At 64.5% G+C, this 20,360-nt stretch carries 20 protein-coding genes; 5 read left to right on the top strand and 15 right to left on the bottom strand.

Going from position 1 to position 20,360, the window contains the following annotated elements; genetic code table 11:
- Window positions 1–52 precede the first annotated feature (52 nt).
- From JQ631_RS23655 to JQ631_RS23680, 6 genes are read right to left on the bottom strand one after another with little or no spacing between them, the layout of a single operon-like run.
- A complete protein-coding gene (locus JQ631_RS23655) occupies window positions 53–796 on the bottom strand; it encodes an aspartate/glutamate racemase family protein (protein WP_212329829.1) in 744 nt (247 codons plus the stop codon).
- Between the two features lie 9 nt (window positions 797–805).
- Window positions 806–2,071, bottom strand: a complete 1,266-nt coding sequence (locus tag JQ631_RS23660) for an NAD(P)/FAD-dependent oxidoreductase (RefSeq protein ID WP_212329831.1) — start codon at window positions 2,069–2,071, stop codon at window positions 806–808.
- A 3-nt stretch (window positions 2,072–2,074) separates the two neighbouring features.
- Window positions 2,075–3,736, bottom strand: coding sequence for a thiamine pyrophosphate-binding protein (locus JQ631_RS23665; RefSeq protein WP_212329833.1), 1,662 nt, complete (start codon window positions 3,734–3,736; stop codon window positions 2,075–2,077).
- The gene (locus tag JQ631_RS23670) at window positions 3,733–4,959 is read right to left on the bottom strand and encodes a pyridoxal phosphate-dependent aminotransferase (protein ID WP_212329835.1); all 1,227 of its coding nucleotides are present in this window, start codon (window positions 4,957–4,959) and stop codon (window positions 3,733–3,735) included. The genes JQ631_RS23665 and JQ631_RS23670 overlap by 4 nt, the downstream gene beginning before the upstream one ends.
- Before the next feature lie 10 nt (window positions 4,960–4,969).
- Window positions 4,970–5,323 carry a RidA family protein gene (locus JQ631_RS23675; RefSeq protein WP_212329837.1) on the bottom strand — a complete coding sequence of 118 codons (354 nt, stop codon included), beginning with the start codon at window positions 5,321–5,323 and terminating at the stop codon, window positions 4,970–4,972.
- 18 nt (window positions 5,324–5,341) lie between these two features.
- Complete coding sequence (locus JQ631_RS23680) at window positions 5,342–6,259, bottom strand: NAD(P)-dependent oxidoreductase (RefSeq protein WP_212329839.1); 918 nt, start codon at window positions 6,257–6,259, stop codon at window positions 5,342–5,344.
- A gap of 238 nt (window positions 6,260–6,497) precedes the next feature.
- On the opposite strand from JQ631_RS23680, the gene JQ631_RS23685 reads away from it, so the two are divergent.
- From JQ631_RS23685 to JQ631_RS23700, 4 genes are all read left to right on the top strand, one after another.
- Window positions 6,498–7,334, top strand: a complete 837-nt coding sequence (locus JQ631_RS23685) for a transporter substrate-binding domain-containing protein (RefSeq protein WP_212329841.1) — start codon at window positions 6,498–6,500, stop codon at window positions 7,332–7,334.
- Between the two features lie 3 nt (window positions 7,335–7,337).
- Window positions 7,338–8,000, top strand: coding sequence for an amino acid ABC transporter permease (locus JQ631_RS23690; protein ID WP_212329843.1), 663 nt, complete (start codon window positions 7,338–7,340; stop codon window positions 7,998–8,000).
- Complete coding sequence (locus JQ631_RS23695; protein ID WP_212329845.1) at window positions 7,997–8,755, top strand: amino acid ABC transporter ATP-binding protein; 759 nt, start codon at window positions 7,997–7,999, stop codon at window positions 8,753–8,755. Before JQ631_RS23690 ends, JQ631_RS23695 begins: the two co-directional genes overlap by 4 nt.
- Before the next feature lie 163 nt (window positions 8,756–8,918).
- Window positions 8,919–10,220, top strand: a complete 1,302-nt coding sequence (locus tag JQ631_RS23700) for an MFS transporter (protein WP_212329847.1) — start codon at window positions 8,919–8,921, stop codon at window positions 10,218–10,220.
- 15 nt (window positions 10,221–10,235) lie between these two features.
- Here JQ631_RS23700 and JQ631_RS23705 read toward each other — a convergent pair whose 3' ends face one another.
- From JQ631_RS23705 to JQ631_RS23715, 3 genes are all read right to left on the bottom strand, one after another.
- The gene (locus JQ631_RS23705) at window positions 10,236–10,394 is read right to left on the bottom strand and encodes a hypothetical protein (protein WP_212329849.1); all 159 of its coding nucleotides are present in this window, start codon (window positions 10,392–10,394) and stop codon (window positions 10,236–10,238) included.
- A 93-nt stretch (window positions 10,395–10,487) separates the two neighbouring features.
- Window positions 10,488–11,978: a carboxylesterase/lipase family protein gene (locus JQ631_RS23710; protein WP_212329851.1), complete on the bottom strand. Its 1,491-nt coding sequence runs from the start codon at window positions 11,976–11,978 to the stop codon at window positions 10,488–10,490.
- 22 nt (window positions 11,979–12,000) lie between these two features.
- Window positions 12,001–13,338, bottom strand: coding sequence for an MFS transporter (locus JQ631_RS23715; protein ID WP_212329853.1), 1,338 nt, complete (start codon window positions 13,336–13,338; stop codon window positions 12,001–12,003).
- Between the two features lie 213 nt (window positions 13,339–13,551).
- On the opposite strand from JQ631_RS23715, the gene JQ631_RS23720 reads away from it, so the two are divergent.
- On the top strand, window positions 13,552–14,202 hold the full coding sequence (locus JQ631_RS23720; RefSeq protein ID WP_212329855.1) for a TetR/AcrR family transcriptional regulator: 651 nt from the start codon (window positions 13,552–13,554) through the stop codon (window positions 14,200–14,202).
- Between the two features lie 142 nt (window positions 14,203–14,344).
- On the opposite strand, the gene JQ631_RS23725 is transcribed toward JQ631_RS23720, so the two are convergent.
- Genes JQ631_RS23725 through JQ631_RS23750 form a run of 6 tightly spaced genes read right to left on the bottom strand, consistent with a single transcriptional unit; the run spans window position 14,345 to window position 20,236 of the window.
- Window positions 14,345–15,130 (bottom strand): ABC transporter permease, encoded by a 786-nt coding sequence (locus tag JQ631_RS23725; protein ID WP_212329857.1) that lies wholly within the window; start codon window positions 15,128–15,130, stop codon window positions 14,345–14,347.
- Window positions 15,127–15,993: an ABC transporter permease gene (locus JQ631_RS23730; RefSeq protein ID WP_249160895.1), complete on the bottom strand. Its 867-nt coding sequence runs from the start codon at window positions 15,991–15,993 to the stop codon at window positions 15,127–15,129. Before JQ631_RS23730 ends, JQ631_RS23725 begins: the two co-directional genes overlap by 4 nt.
- 14 nt (window positions 15,994–16,007) lie before the next feature.
- Window positions 16,008–17,054 (bottom strand): ABC transporter substrate-binding protein, encoded by a 1,047-nt coding sequence (locus tag JQ631_RS23735; RefSeq protein ID WP_212329859.1) that lies wholly within the window; start codon window positions 17,052–17,054, stop codon window positions 16,008–16,010.
- A 22-nt stretch (window positions 17,055–17,076) separates the two neighbouring features.
- A complete protein-coding gene (locus tag JQ631_RS23740) occupies window positions 17,077–18,384 on the bottom strand; it encodes an NAD(P)/FAD-dependent oxidoreductase (protein ID WP_249160896.1) in 1,308 nt (435 codons plus the stop codon).
- A gap of 15 nt (window positions 18,385–18,399) precedes the next feature.
- Entirely contained in the window at window positions 18,400–19,113 is a 714-nt protein-coding gene (locus JQ631_RS23745; RefSeq protein ID WP_212329863.1) for an HAD family hydrolase, read from the bottom strand.
- Window positions 19,114–19,156: 43 nt separating this feature from the next.
- Window positions 19,157–20,236, bottom strand: coding sequence for an ABC transporter ATP-binding protein (locus tag JQ631_RS23750; RefSeq protein WP_212329865.1), 1,080 nt, complete (start codon window positions 20,234–20,236; stop codon window positions 19,157–19,159).
- Window positions 20,237–20,360: the final 124 nt, after the last annotated feature.

Below are 20,360 nucleotides of genomic sequence, written 5' to 3' on the forward strand. Positions count from 1 at the left end.
ATTGCAATGCAAAGCAGCGCAGAGGTTGTGAAGAGCTGTGCGACAGGCGGAATCAGCTGAAGGCGCGCGGACGCAGTCCAGCATGAAACCAGGTGATCATGGAATAGATGTCGTAGACCGGCAACCCGACTTCGGCCTGCAATGCCGCCGCATAAGGCGGCATGTTGGTGCATTCGAGCACGATGGCGCCGACATCAGGGTTTTGCGCAACCAATTGCTTCCCCGCCTCGACCACGTCGCGCTCGGCCTGCGCGACGTCCATGTCGTCCTTCTCGGCCTTGATCAGGACGCGGAAGAATTCCTTGCCGTGCTCGGTGCCGACCAGCGGCGTATCGAGCGGCACACCGGCGCCTTCGAGATGGGCCGGCGTCAGGGTCGAGCCCGACACCGTGACGAGGCCGACGCGCTTGCCCGGCGGCAAGGTCGCCTGCACCCACGGCACCTGCATCAGCGACGAGGTTGCAACGGGAACGCCGACCGCCGCCGCGATCTCCTTCTGGAACAGCGAGAGGAAGCCGCAATTGGTGGTGATGGCCTCGGCCCCGAGCCGCACCAGGTCCTTGGCGGCATCGATGAAATCAGGCAGAAGGCCCGCCGCGCCCTTCAGCACCACCTTCTCCGGCGACGCACCGCTCACCACACGGTAGAGCACGGGGAATGGCCAGGTCGTGCCGTTGCCCATGTCGCCGGGGATGCGGGGAAAGCGCGCTTCCAGCATCAGGATGCCGAGCGGCGCACCGTAGATGGCCTTGCCGCCACGGGCGATGCGGGAGGTCGAATTGGCTGTAGGAATCATGGTGCGACCTCAGAGGAAGCGGTTGGGCGAAAACGGCGCGAGCGGAATTTCCGGTTGCTTGCCGCTCAGGAGCTGGGCGACGAGGCGACCGGTGCGGGCCGAGCCGACCAGGCCGACATGGCCATGGCCGAAGGCGTAGACGATGTCGCGCGAGGCGCGCGCATGGCCGATGCAGGGGAGCCCGTCCGGCATGCTCGGACGATGGCCGAACCAGGTCTTGATGCGCGAGGCCGGAATGTCCTTCGGCAGCTTTGGGAACATGCTGAGGAGGTTGTTGCGCAGAATTTCGGCACGCTTCCAGTTCGGTGCGGCCTCCAAGCCGGCGATCTCGACGGTGCCGGCAGCGCGCAGGCCCTTGTCGGTCCAGTTCACCACCATCTTCACGTCGGATCCCATCATCGAGCTGCGCGGACCCGATTCCGGATTCTCGATCATGACGTGATAGCCGCGCTCGGTCTCGAGCGGGAGGGGATCACCGACCGACGCGGTCAGCCGCTTCGAATGCGCGCCGGCCGCGACCACCGCGGCATCGCAAGCGACTTCGCCGGTCTCGGTGAGGACGGCGACGAGCTTGTTGCCGTTCAGCTTCAGACCGGTTGCCTTGGCGCGCACGAGTTTTGCGCCGCTCGCCAGCGCATGCTGAGCCAGCGCGGCGACATAGGCGCCGGGATCGCGGCAACGTCCAGCTTCTTCCACAACCACGCCAAACGTGTAGCGCGGATGCAGATCCGGCTCGCGCTGACGCATTTCGTCGGCACTGAGCTCCATCCACTCGACGCCGACTTTCTTGCGCAGGCGCCAGCCGAGATCGTTGTCGAAATTGCCGCGCGACGGAAACACGTGCATCACGCCGTTGCGTTCGACCAGTTCGGGGACACCAGCTTCTTCCGCGAGTTTCCGATGCAGCAGCGGCGCGTCCCTCAGGAGATCGCGTAGCGCAAACGCCGTCTTCTCGACCCGCGCCTCAGTCCAGCCCGACAGCAGATATTTGATCAGCCAGGGCAGCGCCTTCGGCAAGTAAGACCAGCGGATCGCGAGCGGCCCGAGCGGATCCATCAGATAGCCCGGCACCTTTTTCCAGATGCCCGGCTCCGCCGGCGGGATCACCGAATGCGAGGAAAGCCAGCCGGCATTGCCGTAACTCGCCGCCTGTTCGCCACCGGGTTCGCCTGCGTCGATCAGCGTGACGCGATGACCCTCGCGCAGCGCCTCGATGGCGCTGATCACGCCCACCGCGCCGGCTCCGATGATGGCGACGTGGCGGCCCTCTGCCATCGGCTAGGCCTTCACCGCGAGCGCAAAGTCCTTGCCGACCGAGATCGCCCGCGGATCGATGATGCAATGGAGGATCGACGGCTTGCCCGAGGCCAGTGCGCGCTCGAATGCCGGCGCGAACTCTTCGGTCCGCTCGACGCGCTCGCCATGGCCGCCGAACGCCTTGGCGTACATCGCGAAGTCGGGGTTCTTGAGCTGGGTGCCGACGACGCGACCGGGATAGTCGCGCTCCTGGTGCATGCGGATGGTGCCGTATTGCGAGTTATCGACGACGATGACGACCAGCGGCGCATCGTATTGCACTGCAGTCGCGAACTCCTGCCCGTTCATCAGGAAGCAACCATCACCGGCGAAAGCGACGACGACACGGTCAGGATATTGCCGCTTCGCCAGCACACCCGCCGGCACGCCATAGCCCATCGAGCCCGAGGTCGGCGCGAGCTGGGCGGCAAAGCTGTGGAAGCGGTGATGGCGATGGATCCAGCCGGCATAGTTGCCGGCGCCGTTGCAGACGATCGCGTCCTTCGGCAGGCGATCGCGCAGCCAGGTCATGACCTGGCCGTACTGGAAGGTGCCCGGCAACTCGCGCGCCTTGTCGGTCCAGGCAAGATAATCGGCATGCGCCTTCGCGGCCTCGCCCTTCCATGCAACCGCGCCTGCCGGCTTCAACGTCTCGACAGCGGCCGCGAATGCAGCGGGCGTCGCCTGGATCGCCAACGCCGGCTGATAGATACGTCCGAGCTCTTCCGAGCCCGGATGCACGTGGATCAGCTTCTGTTGCGGCGTCGGAATGTCGAGCAGCGTGTAGGACGAGGACGGCATTTCCGACATGCGGCCGCCGATGAGAAGAATGACGTCGGCATTGTCGATGCGCGCCTTCAGGCCCGGGCTCGGCCCGATGCCGAGATCGCCGGCATAGTGCGAATGGTCAGCGTCGATCAGCGATGCCCGACGAAACGAGGTTGCGACCGGCAGGTCGAAGCGCTCGGCGAAGCGCGCGATGCTCTTGGTCGCTTCATCGGTCCAGCGCGAGCCGCCGAGAATGACGAGCGGCGCCTTGGCGCTCGCAAGCATCGTACTGACCTGCTCGACATCGGCAGGCGCCGGCCAGCTCACTGCGGGCTCGATGCGCATCGCGTCGGCAACAGCAGCGGTCTCGGTCAGCATGTTCTCCGGCAGCGCGATCACGACCGGACCGGGGCGGCCCTGCATGGCGACGCGAAACGCGCGCGCGACCAGTTCCGGAATGCGATCGGGACGGTCGATCTCGACCGCCCATTTCGCCATGGTGCCGAACACGGCCTTGTAGTCGAGCTCCTGGAATGCCTCGCGCTCGCGCATGCCGGTGTCGACCTGGCCGACAAACAGGATCATCGGCGTGGAGTCCTGCATCGCGATGTGGACGCCGTGGCTGGCATTGGTGGCGCCGGGGCCGCGGGTGACGAAGCAGACGCCTGGCCGCCCGGTGAGCTTCCCATAAGCTTCCGCCATCATCGCTGCGCCGCCTTCGGCGCGACAGATCACGACGTCGATCGGACTGTCATGCAGCGCATCGAGTGCCGCCAGATAGCTCTCGCCCGGCACACAGGTGACGCGGTCGACACCTTGCGCGACCAGCTGGTCGATCAGGATCTTGCCCCCCGTGCGGGTATTTCTGATGGTCATGACAGCTCCCTGACGGCTTTGGCGATGCGCTTTACGGCCTCGCGCAAGTTTTGTTCCGAGGTGGCGTAGGACAGGCGGAAATAAGGTGCAAGGCCGAAACAGCTGCCCGGCACCACGGCCACGTCATGCCTCTCCAGCAGAAACCTGCAGAACGCGCCATCGCTGTCGATGACGCTGCCGTCAGGGGCGCGGCGGCCAATCAAGCCGGCACAGCTGGCATAGACATAGAACGCACCTTCCGGCCGACGGCAGGTAACACCGTCGATGGCGTTGAGCGCATCGATCACGATGTCGCGGCGGCGCTGGAACGCGGCGCGGCGCTCGATCAGAATGTCCTGCGGGCCGGTCAGCGCGGCGATCGCGGCGGCCTGGCTCACCGAGGACGGATTGGTCGTGCTCTGGCTCTGCACCACGGCCATCGCCGCGATCAATTCGCGCGGACCCCCGCCATAGCCGACGCGCCAACCGGTCATGGCATAGGCCTTGGAGACACCGTTCACGGTCAGAGTGCGCGATTTCAGACTTGGCTCGAGTGCCGCAGCCGTCACGAACGGCATGCCGTCATAGATCAGGTGCTCGTAGATGTCGTCAGCCATCAGCCAGACATGCGGATGGCGCTTGAGCACATCCAGGATCGGACGCAGCTGCGCCGCCGAATAGGCAGCGCCCGTCGGATTGGATGGCGAGTTCAGCAGCAGCCATCGCGTCTTCGGCGTGATCGCGCGTTCGAGATCGGCGGCATCCAAACGAAATCCGTTGTCTTCGCGGCAGAGCACGTCGACGGGCGTGCCGTCGGCGATGCGCACCATGTCGGCATAGCTGGTCCAGTAAGGCGCTGCCAGAATCACCTCATCGCCGGGACTGAGCGTCGCCATGAAGGCGTTGTGGATTACCTGCTTGGCACCGGCGCCGGCGGTGATCTCATCGGCGGCATAGACGAGATCGTTCTCGCGGCGGAATTTCTCTGATATGGCCGCCTTCAACTCCACCGAACCGTCGAGGATGGTGTACTTGGTCTGGCCGGCGCGGATGGCGCGCTCGGCCGCGTCCTTGGCATGGTCAGGCGTGTCGAAATCAGGCTCGCCGGCGCCCAGCACGATCACCGGCCGCCCCTCGCGCTTGAGCCGCTGCGCGACCGCGCCGATCTTCAGAATCTCGGAGACGCCGATCGCGCTGATGCGTCGCGCGGGGCGGAAGGTCGATGCGGGTGCCCTGACAGTCACGGCCGAGCCCTCATTTGCGTGCGGCGATCGCGATCACTTCGATACGGAAGGCCGGATCGGCGAGCTCGACCTTGCCGCAGGCGCGGGTCGGGGTGTTACCGGGCACGACCCAGGCATCATAGACCGCGTTCATAGCGTCGAAATCGTCCATGGTCTTGAGCCAGACCTGCACGCTGAGCAGGCGCGACTTGTCGGTGCCGGCGCGCGCCAGCATGTCGTCGACCTTGGCCAATGCTTCTTTTGTCTGCTGGATAATGTCGGCAGTCTTGGTATCAGCCACCTGGCCGGCCAGAAAAACGAGATCACCGAACACGGAGGCGCGGCTGCGGCGGGCGTTCTGGTCGATGCGGGTGATATCCGACATGGGATGTCCTTTTTGTCCTTACTTGCCGGTGGCGATGATGCGGCGGCAGTGTTCGAGCGCAGCACCAATGAGGTTGTCGCTCGCCTCCGGCGTGCGGAACGCCGAGTGCGCCGACAGCGTCACGTTCGGTAATTTTGTCAGGGCGTGACCGGCGGGCAGCGGCTCGACGGTGAAAACGTCGAGGCCGGCATGCGCGAGGTGACCCGAGCGGAGCGCCTCTAACATCGCGTCCTCGTCAACGATGGCGCCGCGCGCGGTGTTGATCAGAATGCTGCCCTTGCGCATCCGAGCGATGCGCTCGCGCGACAGAAAGCCCTTGGTCTCGTCGTTGAGCAAGAGATGCAGCGAGATGACGTGGCTCTCCCCCAGCAACGTCTCCAGCGACACGAACTCGACACCGGGATGCGTCTTCGGCGTCCTGTTCCAGGCGATCACCTTCATGCCGCAACCGGCCGCCATGCGGGCCGCTTCCGCGGCGATGCCGCCAAAGCCGATCAGGCCAAGCGTCTTGCCGGTGAGTTGCACGGCGTCGCGGCGCAGCCAGTTGCCCTCGCGCATGCCGCGGTCCATCTCCCCAAAGCTCTTGGCCGACGCCCACATCAGCGCGATCGCGCATTCGGCCACGGCCGTGTCGCCATAGCCTTTGATGGTGTGCACGGAGACGCCGCGCTCAGCGAGCTCTTCCGGATTCATATAGCTGCGCGCGCCGGTGCCGAGGAAGACGACGTGCTTCAGCTTCGCGCACTTCGCCGCAATCACCGTCGGCACGGCCGTGTGATCCACGATCATGATCTCGGCATCGCCGAGCAGGCCAGGAAGCTCGTCAGGTTTGATGGAGGGATTGCGATGGATGCTGACAGGTAGATTCTGCGCGACCAGGAGCTTGTCAGTCACCGCTGCCAGGGTCTCGTTCGCATCGACGAATAGGGCGCGCACAGGCCTCTCCTTGAACTCACATTCAAATAGCGTTCAGCGTTGTATTCAGACTTGAATGCGATTTGCAATCCCTGATCTTCAGGAATTTTCGCAATCCTGCCAGGATATTGGGCTCATTTCTGCCTTGCCGCCCAAATGGACAGCTATCTGAAATACCGTATTGCATTTTATCCTGAATACAGAAATAGTCCAGTGGCCGGAGACGATCCGACCCAAAATTCCAAGGGAGACAGAGACGATGAATCGCAGGGATGCTCTCACCACTGTCGCGCTCGCGGGCGCAGCGATGGCCGCCGCAAGCGGCTCGGCCAAAGCCGACGCACCGACCTCCACGCTCGATCGCATCAAGAAGAATGGCGTGCTCCGCGTCGCCGTCATTGTCGGCCAGGAGCCTTACTTCCATAAGGACCTCGCCACCAACGAGTGGTCGGGCGCCTGCATCGAGATGGCCAAGGACATCGCCAGCAAACTCGGCGCCAAGCTCGAAACGCTGGAATCGACCTGGGGCAACCAGATCCTCGACCTGCAGGCCGACAAGGTCGACCTCGCCTTCGCCGTTAACCCGACGCCGGAACGCGCGCTGGTCATCGACTTCTCGACGCCGATCCTGGTGCACTCCTTCACCGTCATCACCAAGAAGGGCTTTGCCAAGCCGCAGACCTGGGCCGATCTCAACAAGCCCGAGGTCAAGATCGCCGTCGATATCGGCTCGACCCACGAGACCATCGCGCGCCGCTATTGCCCGAAGGCCAACATCCTCGGCTTCAAGAACCGTGACGAGGCGATCCTCGCGGTGGCGACGGGACGCGCCGACTGCAACGTCTCGCTCGCTGTGCTGTCGGTCTCGACTCTGAAGAAGAATCCGAACCTCGGCGATCTCGCCATCCCGCGCCCGCTGCTGACACTGCCGACCAACATGGGCATCCGCGCCGAGAGCGACCGCCGCTACAAGGATTTCCTCAGCGCCTGGGCCGATTACAACCGATCGATGGGCCAGACCCGCGAATGGATGCTGAAAGGCTTCGAAGCCGTCGGCCTCACCGCCGACGATCTTCCGCCCGAAGTGCAGTTCTGATCGATGTACGTTTGGGACTTCGCGGCGCTCAAACCGTATTGGGGCCTGATCTGGCAAGGGCTCCTGGTCACGCTGTTCTATACGGTGACCACGGTGGTCGCGGGTCTCGCCATCGGATTGTTCGTCGGCATCCTGCGCACGACGGCACCGCGTTGGATCACGGTGCCGCTGCGTCTCTATATCGAAGTGTTTCGCTGCACGCCGCTGCTGGTGCAGCTGATCTGGGTCTACTATGCCCTGCCCGTTCTGATCGGTGTCGACATGTCGCCGGCGATGGCGTGCTTCATCGCGCTGTCGCTCTACGCCGGCTCATTCTACGCGGAAATCTTCCGCGGCGGCATCGAGGCGGTCGACACCGGCCAGTGGGAAGCCGGCCGCGCCATCGGCATGCGCCGCGGCAAGATCTTCCGCCGCATCGTGTTGCCGCAGGCAACCCAGGTGATGATCCCCTCCTTCATCAACCAGACCATCATGCAGCTGAAGAACACCTCGCTGGTGTCGGTGGTCGCGGTCGGAGATCTCCTCTATCAGGGCACGGTCATCACTGCGGCGAGCTACAAACCGCTTGAGGTCTACACCACGATCGCCGTGCTCTATTTCGTGGTGCTATTCCCGCTGACGCTGGTCGCTGACCGGGTTGAATTGCGGATGGGGGCGCATCGATGAATGCCCTGATCGCAAGCAATATCCACAAGGCGTTCGGCGATCACCAGGTGCTCAAGGGCGTTTCGCTCTCGGTCGCACGCGGGGAGGTCGTCACCCTGATCGGCGCCTCCGGCTCCGGCAAGTCGACCTTCCTGCGCTGCCTGAACCTGCTGGAAATGCCGCAACAGGGCGAACTTGCCATCGGCACCCACAAATTTTCTTTCGGCAGGGGCGTCCGCCCCGCAGGCGATGCACAGCTTGCACTGCTCCGGCGTAGCGTCGGCATGGTGTTCCAGCACTTCAATCTGTTCCCGCACATGTCGGTACTGTCAAACGTCACCGAAGGTCCGGTGCAGGTGAAGGGCATGGCACAGAGCGAGGCCAACGAACTCGGCCGCGATCTGCTCGCCAAGGTCGGCCTTGCCGACAAGGCCGGTGCATTCCCGAGTCGTCTGTCCGGAGGCCAGAAGCAGCGCGTCGCGATCGCCCGCGCACTCGCTATGAAGCCTGAGGTCATGCTGTTCGACGAACCGACCTCTGCGCTCGACCCCGAGTTGGTCGGCGAAGTCCTCTCCGTCATCCGCAGCCTTGCCGCCGAAGGCATGACCATGGTGCTCGTCACGCACGAGATGGCCTTCGCCGCCGACGTCTCGACGCGTGTCGGCTTCATGAACGACGGCATCATGGCCGAGATCGGGACGCCCGAGGAAACCATTCGCCAGCCGCGCAGCGAACGGCTGAAGACGTTCCTGAGCCGGTTTCACGAGACGCATTGACGCAGATGCCCCCACCAAACCGGGACGCTGATATGCGCGCCGCCTTACGTGGCGCGACCGGTGTTGACGCGAACCCATACGCGTTTAAGTAGGTGAGACAAAGACTGCAGGGGTGGTGACGTTCGCTGGACTGGTTCCCGTTGCCGTCACCCATGCAGGACACATGACGACCCCGCCTCACGCGACTTCGCCTCGCGCTTCAGCACCTCCTCATCTCGCCATCGTCCTGTTCTCGCTCGCGATGGGCGGCTTTGCGATCGGAACCACCGAATTCGCATCGATGAGCCTGCTGCCGTTCTTCGCGGCCGACCTTCATATCGACGAGCCGACGGCCGGACATGCAATCAGCGCCTACGCGCTCGGCGTGGTGCTGGGCGCGCCGCTGATCGCCGTGCTCGGCGCGAAGTTCGCCCGACGCACGCAATTGCTGGCACTGATGGCGGTGTTCGCGCTCGGCAACGCCCTGACTGCGATGGCACCCAGTTTTGGGGCGATGATCGCGGCCCGCTTCCTCTCGGGCCTGCCCCACGGCGCCTATTTCGGCATCGCCGCGCTGGTTGCGGCCTCGCTCGTTCCCCAACATCGCCGCTCGCAAGCGGTTGGCCAGGTGATGCTGGGCCTGACCGTCGCCACCATCATCGGCGTCCCCCTTGCCAATCTGATCGGCCAGGCGGTCGGCTGGCGTGCGAGTTTTGGCTTCGTGTCGGTGCTGGCCTTGCTCACCGTTCTGCTGTGCGCGCTGTTCGCGCCGCGCGACCAGGCCGGCCGGTCGGATCCGCTGCGCGAACTCGGCGCGCTCAAAAGCCGCCGCGTCTGGACGACCCTCGCGATCAGCGCCATCGGCTTCGGCGGCACGTTCGCCGTCTATACCTATCTCGCGACGACATTGATCGAGGTCACCAAGGTCAGCACCGAGGTCATCCCGTTCTTCCTGGCGATCTTCGGTATCGGCGCCACGCTCGGCAACCTGTTCGTGCCGCGCTTTGCCGACCGCGCACTGATGCCGACGGCGGGTGCCATCCTGCTGTTTGCGGCCGTGGCCCTGCTGGTATTTCCGCTCGTCGCTGGCAATCCCTGGCTGCTCGCGATCGACATTTTCGCGATCGGCGCCAGCGTCGCACTCGGTGCCGTGCTGCAGACGCGGCTGATGGATGTCGCGGGGGACGCACAGGCGCTCGCGGCCGCACTCAACCATTCGGCGTTCAATACCGCCAATGCGCTCGGCCCCTTCCTCGGCGGCCTTGCCATTCGCCAGGGGCTGGGCTGGACGTCCACCGGTCCGGTCGGTGCCGCCCTGGCGGTCCTGGGCTTTCTGATCTGGATTGTCGCCTATCGCGACACCGGCCCGGCGCCGGTCGAGCACGCCGCGGGCAGTAATGCCGCGCCACGCGAAACTGCTCCGCTTAAGCGCGCGCCGCCGCTGGCGCCGCGTGAGCAGAGCCGTCCCAAGGAGCCGGTGGCCTGACGGATCGCAACGCGCTCAGAACAGAGCGACGTTGAATGCCTGTCCGTAGATCATCGCGGCCACAAGCGAGACCAGCAGGCCCGCGCCCGAGAAGATCGCGAGGATCTTCAGCGTTTCGATGTCGACATTGGTTCCCGTCGCGCGGGATATTGCTCTTGCCAGTGCAGCAATCATCGCCAGCTCCGAAGCCGGCCGCGCGGACGCGGGGCCTGACCTCATCGAGCGCAGATCGGCGCGGCTGCCTGTGAAGCAGATTACAGGTAACGCCTATCCTGCCACCCGCATTTTGCTCTTGTCGTTGGTCCGATTGCTCAGCTCCGTCCACAGACGAAAGCGAGCACCATCATTCAAAGGCACAACGTGAAACGGCTGGCCAAAGACTGCCAGAGGCTCCCGGCCTGGCTCGAACCGCGGCCAGGCTTCCGCAACATCAGACGCACCCGATGTCACGAAGCGCAGCAGGCTCGTCTGAAACCGCGCTGCGACGTCGATATCATCGGGCGTCATCGGCCCGCCCTTGCGCTTCAGGATCGGGCGATCGATGAAGTCGGGCAGATGCGCCCAGAGGCACGCATTGTCGGCGCCGTGCGTCGGCCCTTGCGACAGGAACGGCTCCAGCGCCGGGCGATGGTCGAACCGGCTCAGCCACACCGCGCCGCCGGCGTCTGCGTGGCTCCGTGCGAGATCCGCCATCGGGCGATGCCAGAACGCATCCGACAGCAGCGCTTCGTAGGGATCCTCGTCGCGGCGCGCGGAGTCGCGATAGCAGGCCAGCAAGCGCTCCCAGCCGGCATCGCCGAAAGTGGCGCGCACATTGCGCTCGGTAGTGCGGGTCATCGCGGCCGGCGGCGTGCTCTTTAGAAACATCACCATCTCGTCGCGGCAGGAGCCGAGCCAGAGCGGAATGTGGCGCAAGCTTCCCTCGGCAAAGACATCGCGCGGCTCGCGCGGGATCTCGGTGCCGTCGAGCACCGGACCGAACACCGTGCCTGACGATGTTTCATCCGCAATCCTGCGGCCGACGCGCTCGACGGCGGCAAAGAGTTTTGCCAGCGGCACCGATGCGATCGCGCTCGCATCGTGCCCGAGTTCCGCCAACACGCTCCGCGCGACGACATCGGCGTGGTCGGCGCTCATGATGTTGCGGCCCGGCGCACTCAGCGCCATCGCGCGAGCGAACTTGCCCCTGGCCTGCGGCAACGTCGCCAGCGCAATCACCAGGGACGCGCCTGCTGACTGGCCCGAGAGCGTCAGTTGGTTTGGATCGCCGCCAAAATTGGCGATGTTGGCGTGCACCCAGTCGAGCGCGGCAAGCGAATCCGAGATCGCGAGATTGTTGGCCTCGCCCAAGCCGTGCCGATGCAGCTGCAGGAAGCCAAGCGGGCCGAGCCGGTAGTTGATGGTGACGATGACGGCCGGGCCATGCGCAGCGAGAAACGCGCCGTCATAATCGGCGCCGCCGCCGGTGACGAACGCGCCGCCGTGGATGAAGAACAACACCGGCAGCGGGCGCTTCGCCCCGACCGGTGCCCAGATGTTCAGGCTGAGACAGGATTCCTCGCCGTGATCGAGATGCCCGGGCTGCGGCGCATAGGCACCGTAATCCGTGCACCGTCGCGGCTCCGTCCACGCGAGCGGCGGCGTCGCCCTGGCAAAGCGCCGCGCGGTCGCGAACGGCACGCCCCTGAAGGCGCGGACGTGCCCCTGCTCGGCCCCAATGATCGGGCCGAGCGTGGTCTGAACGGCGTTGGTCAGCATGCGATCATGTCCTGTCTTTCGCTCACGCGCGCCGCTTGCCGAGGTCGGCGATGTCGACCTTGTGGGTTTCGCGCGCGGTCATTGCCGCCAAGGCCGATGCGACGCAGCAGCCGCCGACGAAGATCGCAACCGGGACCCAGCCGTTCGGGCCCTCACCGACCAGGCTCGCGCTCACCAGCGGCGTGAAGCCGGCAGCGAGGAAGCCGAGCTGCGTGCCGATCGCGGTGCCGGAATAGCGCACGCGCGCTTCGAACATCTCCGCATAGAACGACGGCCAGATCGCGTTCGGCGCGGAGTAGATGATGTACAGGCCAATCGCAGCAGTGATGATCGCGGGCGTGCTGCCCGAGGTCACCAGCATGAAATAGGGGAACAGCAGCACGGCGCAACCGAGCACGCCACCGATGAATACCGGCTTGCGGCCGATTCTGTCCGCCAGCAAGGCCCAGCAAGGCTGGGCGAACAACGCGACGACGTTGCCGAGCGCGCCGGCCCACAGCATGGTCGGACGGGCGACGCCGAACTTGCTGGTGGCATAGCCGAGCGCAAACACCGCGGTCATGGTGCTGACGGTCGCAATCAGCGCGCAGACGATCACGCGCAACACGTCGGGCCAATAATCACGCAGCAGCGCAACGACAGGAAAACGCGCCACCTGCGCCTTGTCCTTGATGTCTTCGAACACGGGCGTTTCGGGCATGGTTCGCCGCACCAGATAGGCGACCAGCAGCACCAGCGCGGACAGCAGGAACGGAATGCGCCAGCCCCAGCTCAGCAATTGATCTTCCGGCATGCTGGAGACGGGAATGAACACCAGCGTCGCCAGGATCGCGCCGGCCTGGGTGCCGCTCAACGTCCAGCTCGTGAAGAAGGCGCGGTTCGAATTGGCGGAGTGCTCCAATGTCAGCGAGTTCGCCCCGCTCTGCTCGCCGGCCGCCGACAGGCCCTGCAACAGCCGCAGCAGCGTCAGGATGATCGGCGCGGCGTTGCCGATGGTCTTGGCATCCGGCAGCAGGCCGATGGCGAGCGTCGAGGCGCCCATGATCACCAGCGTGAACAGCAGCACCGTCTTGCGGCCAATGCGGTCGCCGAAATGACCGAGGATGACCGCGCCGACGGGCCGCGCGATATAGCCGATGCCGAACGACAGCAGCGCGAGCAGGGTGCCGGTCGACGGGTCGACGTTGGCAAAGAACACTTTTGGAAAGATCAGCGCGGCCGCGGTGCCGTAGATGAAGAAGTCGTAGTATTCGAGCATGCTGCCGACGAAGCTGACGAGCGCGGCGCGCTTCGGCAGCCTGTTTTGTGTGGTCTCCGTGCCTGATGGCGCGTGCAGCGATGCAGTTGAGGTCAAGCTCATCAAAATTCCTCCCCGTGTGCGATGGCGGTCGCGGTTCGCGTCATGGCCGTCTGGCCGTGCGCGCGTTTTTTGCTTTTGGTTGCCGCAACCTTGGTTTCATCCCATAATGTACGAACTAGTACGTTTATGCAAGGTCGCGTCTAAAATCGCCGGATTGGGCGAAATTTGCCTTCACCTTCAATGTGATCCATAGAACGGGCGGGAGAAACAGTGATGCTCAAGCGCATGCCACCCCCATCGAAGCGCACCAACGACCCCGAGCGCACCAAGCGCGACATCCTCGAAGTGGCGATGGCTGAATTCGCCTCAGAGGGCTATTCCGGCGCCCGCGTCGACGCGATCGCGGCGCGGACGCGCACGTCGAAGCGGATGATCTATTACTATTTCGGCGGCAAGGAGCAGCTCTACCTCGCGGTGCTGGAGGAGGCCTATCGCACCATCCGCGCGCTGGAGGACCAGCTCGACATCGCCAGCTGCGACGCACGCGAGGGTCTGCGCCGGCTGATCGAGGCGACCTTCGACCACGATGAGCGCAATCCGAACTTCATCCGCCTCGTCTCGATCGAGAACATCCACCACGGCAAGCACCTCAAGCAGAATTTGCAGCTGCGCCAGCTCAACGCCAGCGTCATCGCGACGCTGGACGGCATCCTCAAGCGCGGCCGCGCGGAAGGTGCCTTCCGCAACGACGTCGACGCCATCGATTTGCATCTGGCCATCTCCTCCTACTGCTTCTTCCGCGTCGCCAACCGCCACACGTTCGGCGCGCTGTTCGACCGGGACTTGAGCGAGCCGAAGGTGCTGGCGAAGAGCAGGACGCAGATCGTGGAGATGATCTTGGCTTGGTTGGGGGAGAAGGGGTAAGGCCGCTATACCCCAACTGTCATGCCCCGGCTTGACCGGGGCATCCAGTACGCCGCGGCCCATCGAGGACTCACAACTGTCTCGGAGTACTGGATCGCCCGATCAAGTCGGGCGATGACACCGAGAACGGAGCGGCCACCCCTCACCCACTCCTCTTCTGCCGCGCGCTCGCAGCCAGCACCAGCATGAACGACGCCGCCGTCATCAGCGTCGAGATCGCGGCAATCGTCGGATCGATCTCATCACGCAGCGCGGTGAACATGCGCTTGGTCAGCGGCTGATACTGGCCGCCGGAGATGAACAGCGCGACAATGGTCTCATCCATCGCCGAGATGAAGGCGAAGATGCCGCCGGCGACAACGCTGGACTTGATCTGCGGCAGCGTCACCGCAAAGAAGCTGCGCAGCCGGTTCATGCCGAGGCTGCGCGCCACCATTTCCTGCGCCGGGTCAAAACTCTGTAGTCCCGCGAGCACCGAGATGACGACGTAGGGCAGGCCCAGCATCACATTCGCCAGCACGAGGCCGGGCATGGTCGCGACCAGGCCGACTCTGGCATAGACGAAGAATATCCCGACCGCGGTGATGATGATCGGCACCACCAGCGGCAACAGCAGCGCCATATGGATCACGCGCATGACCCGAAGTTTTGACTGGCTGATGGCGTAGGCGGCAGCGACGCCACACGGGGTTGCGATCACAACCGTGAAGAGCGCGACCGTCAGCGTCACCCGCGTCGCCTGCATCCAGGCGGAATTGGCAAAATATTGCTCATACCAGCGCAGCGAGAAGGACGGCGGCGGGAAGGTCAGGAAGCGCGCACTGGAGAACGAGATCGGCGCGATGATCAGCACGGGCAAGATCAGATAGATCAGCACCAGCGCGCTGATCACATAGAGAGCGACGCGTGCGGGAGAGATGCGGGTCATTTCTGCCCCAACACGCGATCGAGCGAGATGAAGCGGCTGACGGCGAAGAAGATCGCAAGCACGCTGAGCAGCAGCACGACCGCGACCGCGCTCGCCGCGCCAAACTGGTTGTAGAGCTCGACATTGCGGCTCACCAGCATCGACACCATCACGGTGCGACCGCCGCCGAGCAATTCCGGCGTGATGTAGAAGCCGAGGCAAAGCACGAACACCATGGTGCATCCCGCGAGCACGCCCGGCAGCGACAGCGGCAGGAACACGCGGAAGAAGGTGAGCGACGGGCTCGCGCCGAGGCTGGCGCCGGCCTGCATGAGATCGCCGGGGATCTTTTGCATGGTCGCGTAGAGCGGCAGCACCATGAACGGCAGCAGGATGTGCACGGTGGCGACCACCGTACCGAAGGTGTTGTGGACCATGGCCAGCGGCTCGGAGATCACATCGAGATAGCGGAGGAACTGGTTGATCACGCCGGTGCGCTGGAGCAGCGCCAACCACGCATAGGCGCGCACCAGCACTGACGTCCAGAACGGCAGCACCACCAGCGACAGGATCAGGATGCTCCAGCCCTTCGAGACCGAATTGGCGAGATAAGCCACGGGATAGCCGAGCAGCAGCGCGATGACAGTGACCGCGAGGCTGATCTCGAAGGTCAGCGCAAAACTGCGCCAGTAGATGTCCTCAGTGAACACGCGGCGATAGTTCTCCAGCGTAAGGCCGTCATGGTAGATCGACTGCCAGGCGAGCCACCCGACCGGCAGTACGATCAGGAGCAGAATCACGAGCAGCGCCGGCGACACCAGCGCCAGCATCAGGCCGTGCTCACGGCGCTGATGCTTTTGCGATGGATCGGGCCCTGAAGTCATCGGCGCGGCCTCGCTCACTTCTGCATGAACGATGCCCAGCGCTTCTCGGCGGCTTCGCCCGCGGGCGACGACCACCAGGCGTAGGACATCAGCGCCTGCTTCGCCGCATTGGCCGGCTCGCTCGGCAATTGCGCGGCGCGTTCGGGCTTGATCACGCTGGTCTCGAATGCCTTGGGATTGCCCGGACCGTAATCGATGTTGAGCGGCAGATTGGCCTGGTGCACGGGATCGACGGCCTCGTTGAGGAATTTCACCGCGGTGTCGAAATTCGGCGCGCCCTTGAGGATGCAGAGCGAGGTGCTCTGCAGAATGCCCTGGTTGTAGGTGAAGGCGACCTTGGCACCCTCTTTGGCGACCGCGCTGACGCGGCCGTTCCAGGCCATCTCCATGTCAACCTCGCCGTCATTGAGAAGCTGCGCCGACTGCGCGCCCGAGGTCCACCACACCGTGATGTTGGGCTTGATCTCCTCCAGCTTCTTGAAGGCGCGATCGACGTCGAGCGGATAAAGCTTGTCGGGCGCGACGCCGTCGGCCATCAGCGCTGCCTCGAGCGTCGCAATCGGGTGATTGCGCAGCGCGCGGCGGCCGGGGAATTTCTTGACGTCCCAGAAATCGGCCCAGCTGTTCGGCGCGTCCTTCGGGAAGGTCTTCTGGCTGTAGGCCAGCACACTGGAATAGAACTCGTAGGACACCGAATAAGGACTACGATAGGCCTCCGGCATCGCCGCCGCGTTCGGGATCTTGGAGAAATCGAGCTTTTCGATCAGGCCCTGCTCGCCGCCACGCAGGCAATAGCCGGTGGGGGTGTCGACGACGTCCCAGATCGGCTTGCCGCTGCCGACCTGCGTCTTGATCGCGGGCCAGGCGTCCGGAATCGAATCCTGGTTGATGGTAATGCCGAGCTTCTTGGCGGAGGGATCGAGGATCGCCACCGTCTGCGCCTGCTGATAGGCGCCGCCCTGCGAGACGAAGGTGATCTGCTCGGCGGCAGTCGCCGAGGTGGTCAATCCCATCGCGCCCAGCAGCGCGCAGCCCAATCCAAAATTCTGCTTCATTGTCATCCTCGCCTCCTCCAAATGAATCTCACTGACCGATCGCATCGAGAAACTGGTACCAACCGGCGACCATGCGCACGGCGGGCTCGCGCAGCGGATAGAACGGAATGGGTTTCATGCGGCTGACGTGGAGCAGGCCGACATCAGGCGTCTCGCCGCGGACGTAGGCGGCGAGGTAGCGCCCCATCAGGCTCGACATCGCAACGCCCGCGCCGTTGTAGCCCATCGACACCAGCGTGCGATCGTCGATCCGGCCGATATGCGGCACCGAGTCCAGCGTCATCGCCACGAGGCCGGACCATTTGTAGGCAAGCGGGACATCGGCGAGATCAGGGAAAATGCCGACCATGGCTTTGCGCAGCGCGTCGAAGGCGGCCTGCGAATCCTGCTTGCCGAAGGCGCCGCGGCCGCCGAAGATCACTCTGTTATCGACCATGCGGAACCAGCGCATCATGCGCTTGGTCTCGGTGTAGGTGCGCCCCGTCGGCATCAGTTTTCCGGCGAGATTGCGCGGCAGCTGCTCGGTCGCAATGAGAGCACTGCGGAACGGGATCAGCGTGCGCTGCAGGTGCTCAGTCGCACCGGTCAGATCGGAATAGCTGTTGGTGGCGATGATCGCCTGTTTGGCGCGGACCGCGCCTTGCGGTGTCTCGGCGATAACGCCGTCGCCCTCCCGCCGCAGCTTGATCACCGGCGATTCCTGGAAAATCGGAACGCCGCGGCGCGCCACGCCATCGGCGAGACCGCGCAGATAATTCAGCGGATGGATACCGCCCGAGCCTGGATTGAGCACGCCGCCGACAAAGATGTCGGAGCCGGTTTCGTCACGCACGCCGCTTTTGTCGAGGATGCGAACCTCGGCGGAGCCCATCTCGCGCGTCATCCAATTGGCTTCGTCGATCGCCGCCTTGAGCGTGATCTCGTTATGCGCGGCCTTGACCTGGCCGGTACGCACGAGGTTCGCGCTGGCGACACCGAATTCGGAAACCAGCTCCTCGACCATGTCAGTCGATTCATGCGCGATCTCATACATCCGCTTCGCCATCGCGCGACCATGCACGGAATCGATCTCGCGAAACGACAGCCGAAACTTTGCGGTGATCACGCCGCCATTGCGGCCACTCGCGCCCCAGCCGGGACGGTTGGCTTCGAGCACAACCGGCGCGAGGCCGCTCCTGGCGATGTGGTGCGCAGCGGACAAGCCCGTGTAGCCGGCGCCGATGATCACCACGTCCGCTTGTTGCGCACCGGACAGCACGGGAAAGTCGCGCGCCGACTCCGCCGTGGCTTCCCACAGCGAATTGGTCGATGGCAGCGCGCTCCAGTCCCGTGTCATGCCCGCGCTCATCGCTTAAGCCGGGCCGATAGCAGCGTCGGCCAGCGCCTTCAGCGTCGGGAAGTGGAAGTCCGGCCTTGTCAATGTCTCGACCGCTGGCGTGCCGCCGAAGCCAGCAACGCCCTGACGGCGCTCGATCCAGCACACCTTGTAGCCGAGCTTCCGCGCAATCCCGATGTCGTGGTACTGGCTTTGTGCCACGTGGAGAATGTCGGACTGCTTGTAGCCGAACGCCGATTGGCGTCCCTTGTTGTAGGCAAAGAACTCCGGATTGGGTTTTGCAACGCCCGTGTCGTCGGCGCAGACGGTGTCGTCGAAGGGATTGCCGAGCGCATGCGCGTAGCACGACAGCGCGACGCGATCGGCATTGGTCATCGCCACCAGGCGAAACTTCGTGCGCAAGCGTTTGAGCGCCTCGACCGAGTCTGCGAACGGACCCCAGCGCAGCACCGAGAGCTGGAACACGTCACAGGACGCATCGTCTGCGGGCAACCCGAGCTCGGTGGCGAGATGGCGATAGACGTGGAACATCACCTCGCTGGAGCGCTCGTAATGCTTGTCGCGGCCGCGCTTGTAGGGCTCGAAAATCTGCTCGTCGCTGAGCTCGGCCGGCGTCTTGCCCGAGATCCTGCGCACCGCGGAGAGCACACCGGTTTCGAAATCGATCAGGGTACCGACGACGTCAAAGGTCAAAACCTTGAAATTGCTGAACGCGGCTTGGGTCGACATGGTCTTCTTCTCTCAGGTTGCAACAAGGTTTAGTCCACCCTCTTCAGTCCACTCTCGGCACGACGATGGTGTCCTCGGGGTGAAGGGTGACGGTGAGGCTGCCGCCAAGCGGCGGAATGCGGCTGTACGCCTGGTGGTAGCTCGGCTGGCGCAGGCTGAGCGCGATGCCGTCGGCAAGCGAAAGGAAGATACGCAGGCTCTCGCCCTGGTAGACGATGTCGGTGACAGTGCCTGTGAGCCGATTGCAGGCGCCATCCTGCGCGCCGTCGTCGATCAGCAGCTTTTCGCTGTGCACGGCGAGCATCAGTGCATCGCCGTCGGGAATGGCGCGGGCGCTGCGCAGCAACGCGTTGCCGAGCGCGACGCTGGAGGCGTCGACGCGGCGCACCGGCAGCATCGTCGCCTCGCCAATAAAGCTTGCGACAAAGGAATCCGCGGGATGATCGTGCAGCCGCTCGGGCGCGTCGATCTGGATCAGGCGACCGTCCTTCATGACAGCGACGCGGTCGCTCATGGTCAGCGCCTCGCGCTGGTCATGGGTGACATAGATGATGGTGGCGCCGATGCGCCGATGCAGCGCGCGCAGCTCGATCTGCATGGATTCGCGCAGCTGCTTGTCCAGCGCGGAGAGCGGCTCGTCCATCAGGATCAGCTGCGGCTCGAAGATCATGGCGCGCGCCAGCGCCACGCGCTGACGCTGGCCGCCGGAAAGTTGCGCGATGCCGCGTTCCTCGTAGCCGGCAAGGCCGACCATCGCGAGCGCTGCGCGCACCTTGTCGGGCCAGCTCGCTTTCGGCAGACGGCGGGCGCGCAACGGAAAGGCGACGTTCTCGCCGACGCTCATATGCGGGAACAGCGCGTAGTTCTGGAAGACCACGCCGATGTCGCGCTTGTGCGGCGGCATCCAGGTGACGTCACGGCCACCAAAGAGAATGGTGCCAGAGGTCGGCAGGATGAAGCCGCCCAGAATGCCGAGCAGCGTGGTCTTGCCGGAGCCGGACGGGCCGAGCAGCGAAACGAATTCGCCGGCGCCGACATTGAGGGACACGTCGTCGAGGGCGCGAACGGCGCCATACGCCTTGCTCGCGGACCTGATCTCGACGCTTTCCGCTCGTTTGTCCAACGATCGACCTCGTCCCGTTCCCTGCAATGGCGTGCCTCACTGCGCGCCATAAGCTTGCATTATAGACAGAGAGTTGGGGCACCCGCGGTTGCAGCGTGCGCTGCAACTCATCTTTCCTCCGAAC

The organism is Bradyrhizobium manausense (genome assembly GCF_018131105.1).
GTDB lineage: Bacteria > Pseudomonadota > Alphaproteobacteria > Rhizobiales > Xanthobacteraceae > Bradyrhizobium > Bradyrhizobium manausense_B.

What these genes read in the sequence shown, in the direction of transcription:
- JQ631_RS23720 (WP_212329855.1), top strand. Translation starts at nt 13,552, where the DNA reads ATGCTCAAGCGCATGCCACCCCCATCGAAGCGCACCAACGACCCCGAG.
- JQ631_RS23705 (WP_212329849.1), bottom strand. Translation starts at nt 10,394, where the DNA reads ATGATTGCTGCACTGGCAAGAGCAATATCCCGCGCGACGGGAACCAAT.
- JQ631_RS23745 (WP_212329863.1), bottom strand. Translation starts at nt 19,113, where the DNA reads ATGTCGACCCAAGCCGCGTTCAGCAATTTCAAGGTTTTGACCTTTGAC.
- JQ631_RS23730 (WP_249160895.1), bottom strand. Translation starts at nt 15,993, where the DNA reads ATGACTTCAGGGCCCGATCCATCGCAAAAGCATCAGCGCCGTGAGCAC.
- JQ631_RS23655 (WP_212329829.1), bottom strand. Translation starts at nt 796, where the DNA reads ATGATTCCTACAGCCAATTCGACCTCCCGCATCGCCCGTGGCGGCAAG.
- JQ631_RS23660 (WP_212329831.1), bottom strand. Translation starts at nt 2,071, where the DNA reads ATGGCAGAGGGCCGCCACGTCGCCATCATCGGAGCCGGCGCGGTGGGC.
- JQ631_RS23725 (WP_212329857.1), bottom strand. Translation starts at nt 15,130, where the DNA reads ATGACCCGCATCTCTCCCGCACGCGTCGCTCTCTATGTGATCAGCGCG.
- JQ631_RS23715 (WP_212329853.1), bottom strand. Translation starts at nt 13,338, where the DNA reads ATGAGCTTGACCTCAACTGCATCGCTGCACGCGCCATCAGGCACGGAG.
- JQ631_RS23695 (WP_212329845.1), top strand. Translation starts at nt 7,997, where the DNA reads ATGAATGCCCTGATCGCAAGCAATATCCACAAGGCGTTCGGCGATCAC.
- JQ631_RS23740 (WP_249160896.1), bottom strand. Translation starts at nt 18,384, where the DNA reads ATGACACGGGACTGGAGCGCGCTGCCATCGACCAATTCGCTGTGGGAA.
- JQ631_RS23700 (WP_212329847.1), top strand. Translation starts at nt 8,919, where the DNA reads ATGACGACCCCGCCTCACGCGACTTCGCCTCGCGCTTCAGCACCTCCT.
- JQ631_RS23690 (WP_212329843.1), top strand. Translation starts at nt 7,338, where the DNA reads ATGTACGTTTGGGACTTCGCGGCGCTCAAACCGTATTGGGGCCTGATC.
- JQ631_RS23675 (WP_212329837.1), bottom strand. Translation starts at nt 5,323, where the DNA reads ATGTCGGATATCACCCGCATCGACCAGAACGCCCGCCGCAGCCGCGCC.
- JQ631_RS23665 (WP_212329833.1), bottom strand. Translation starts at nt 3,736, where the DNA reads ATGACCATCAGAAATACCCGCACGGGGGGCAAGATCCTGATCGACCAG.
- JQ631_RS23685 (WP_212329841.1), top strand. Translation starts at nt 6,498, where the DNA reads ATGAATCGCAGGGATGCTCTCACCACTGTCGCGCTCGCGGGCGCAGCG.
- JQ631_RS23710 (WP_212329851.1), bottom strand. Translation starts at nt 11,978, where the DNA reads ATGCTGACCAACGCCGTTCAGACCACGCTCGGCCCGATCATTGGGGCC.
- JQ631_RS23735 (WP_212329859.1), bottom strand. Translation starts at nt 17,054, where the DNA reads ATGACAATGAAGCAGAATTTTGGATTGGGCTGCGCGCTGCTGGGCGCG.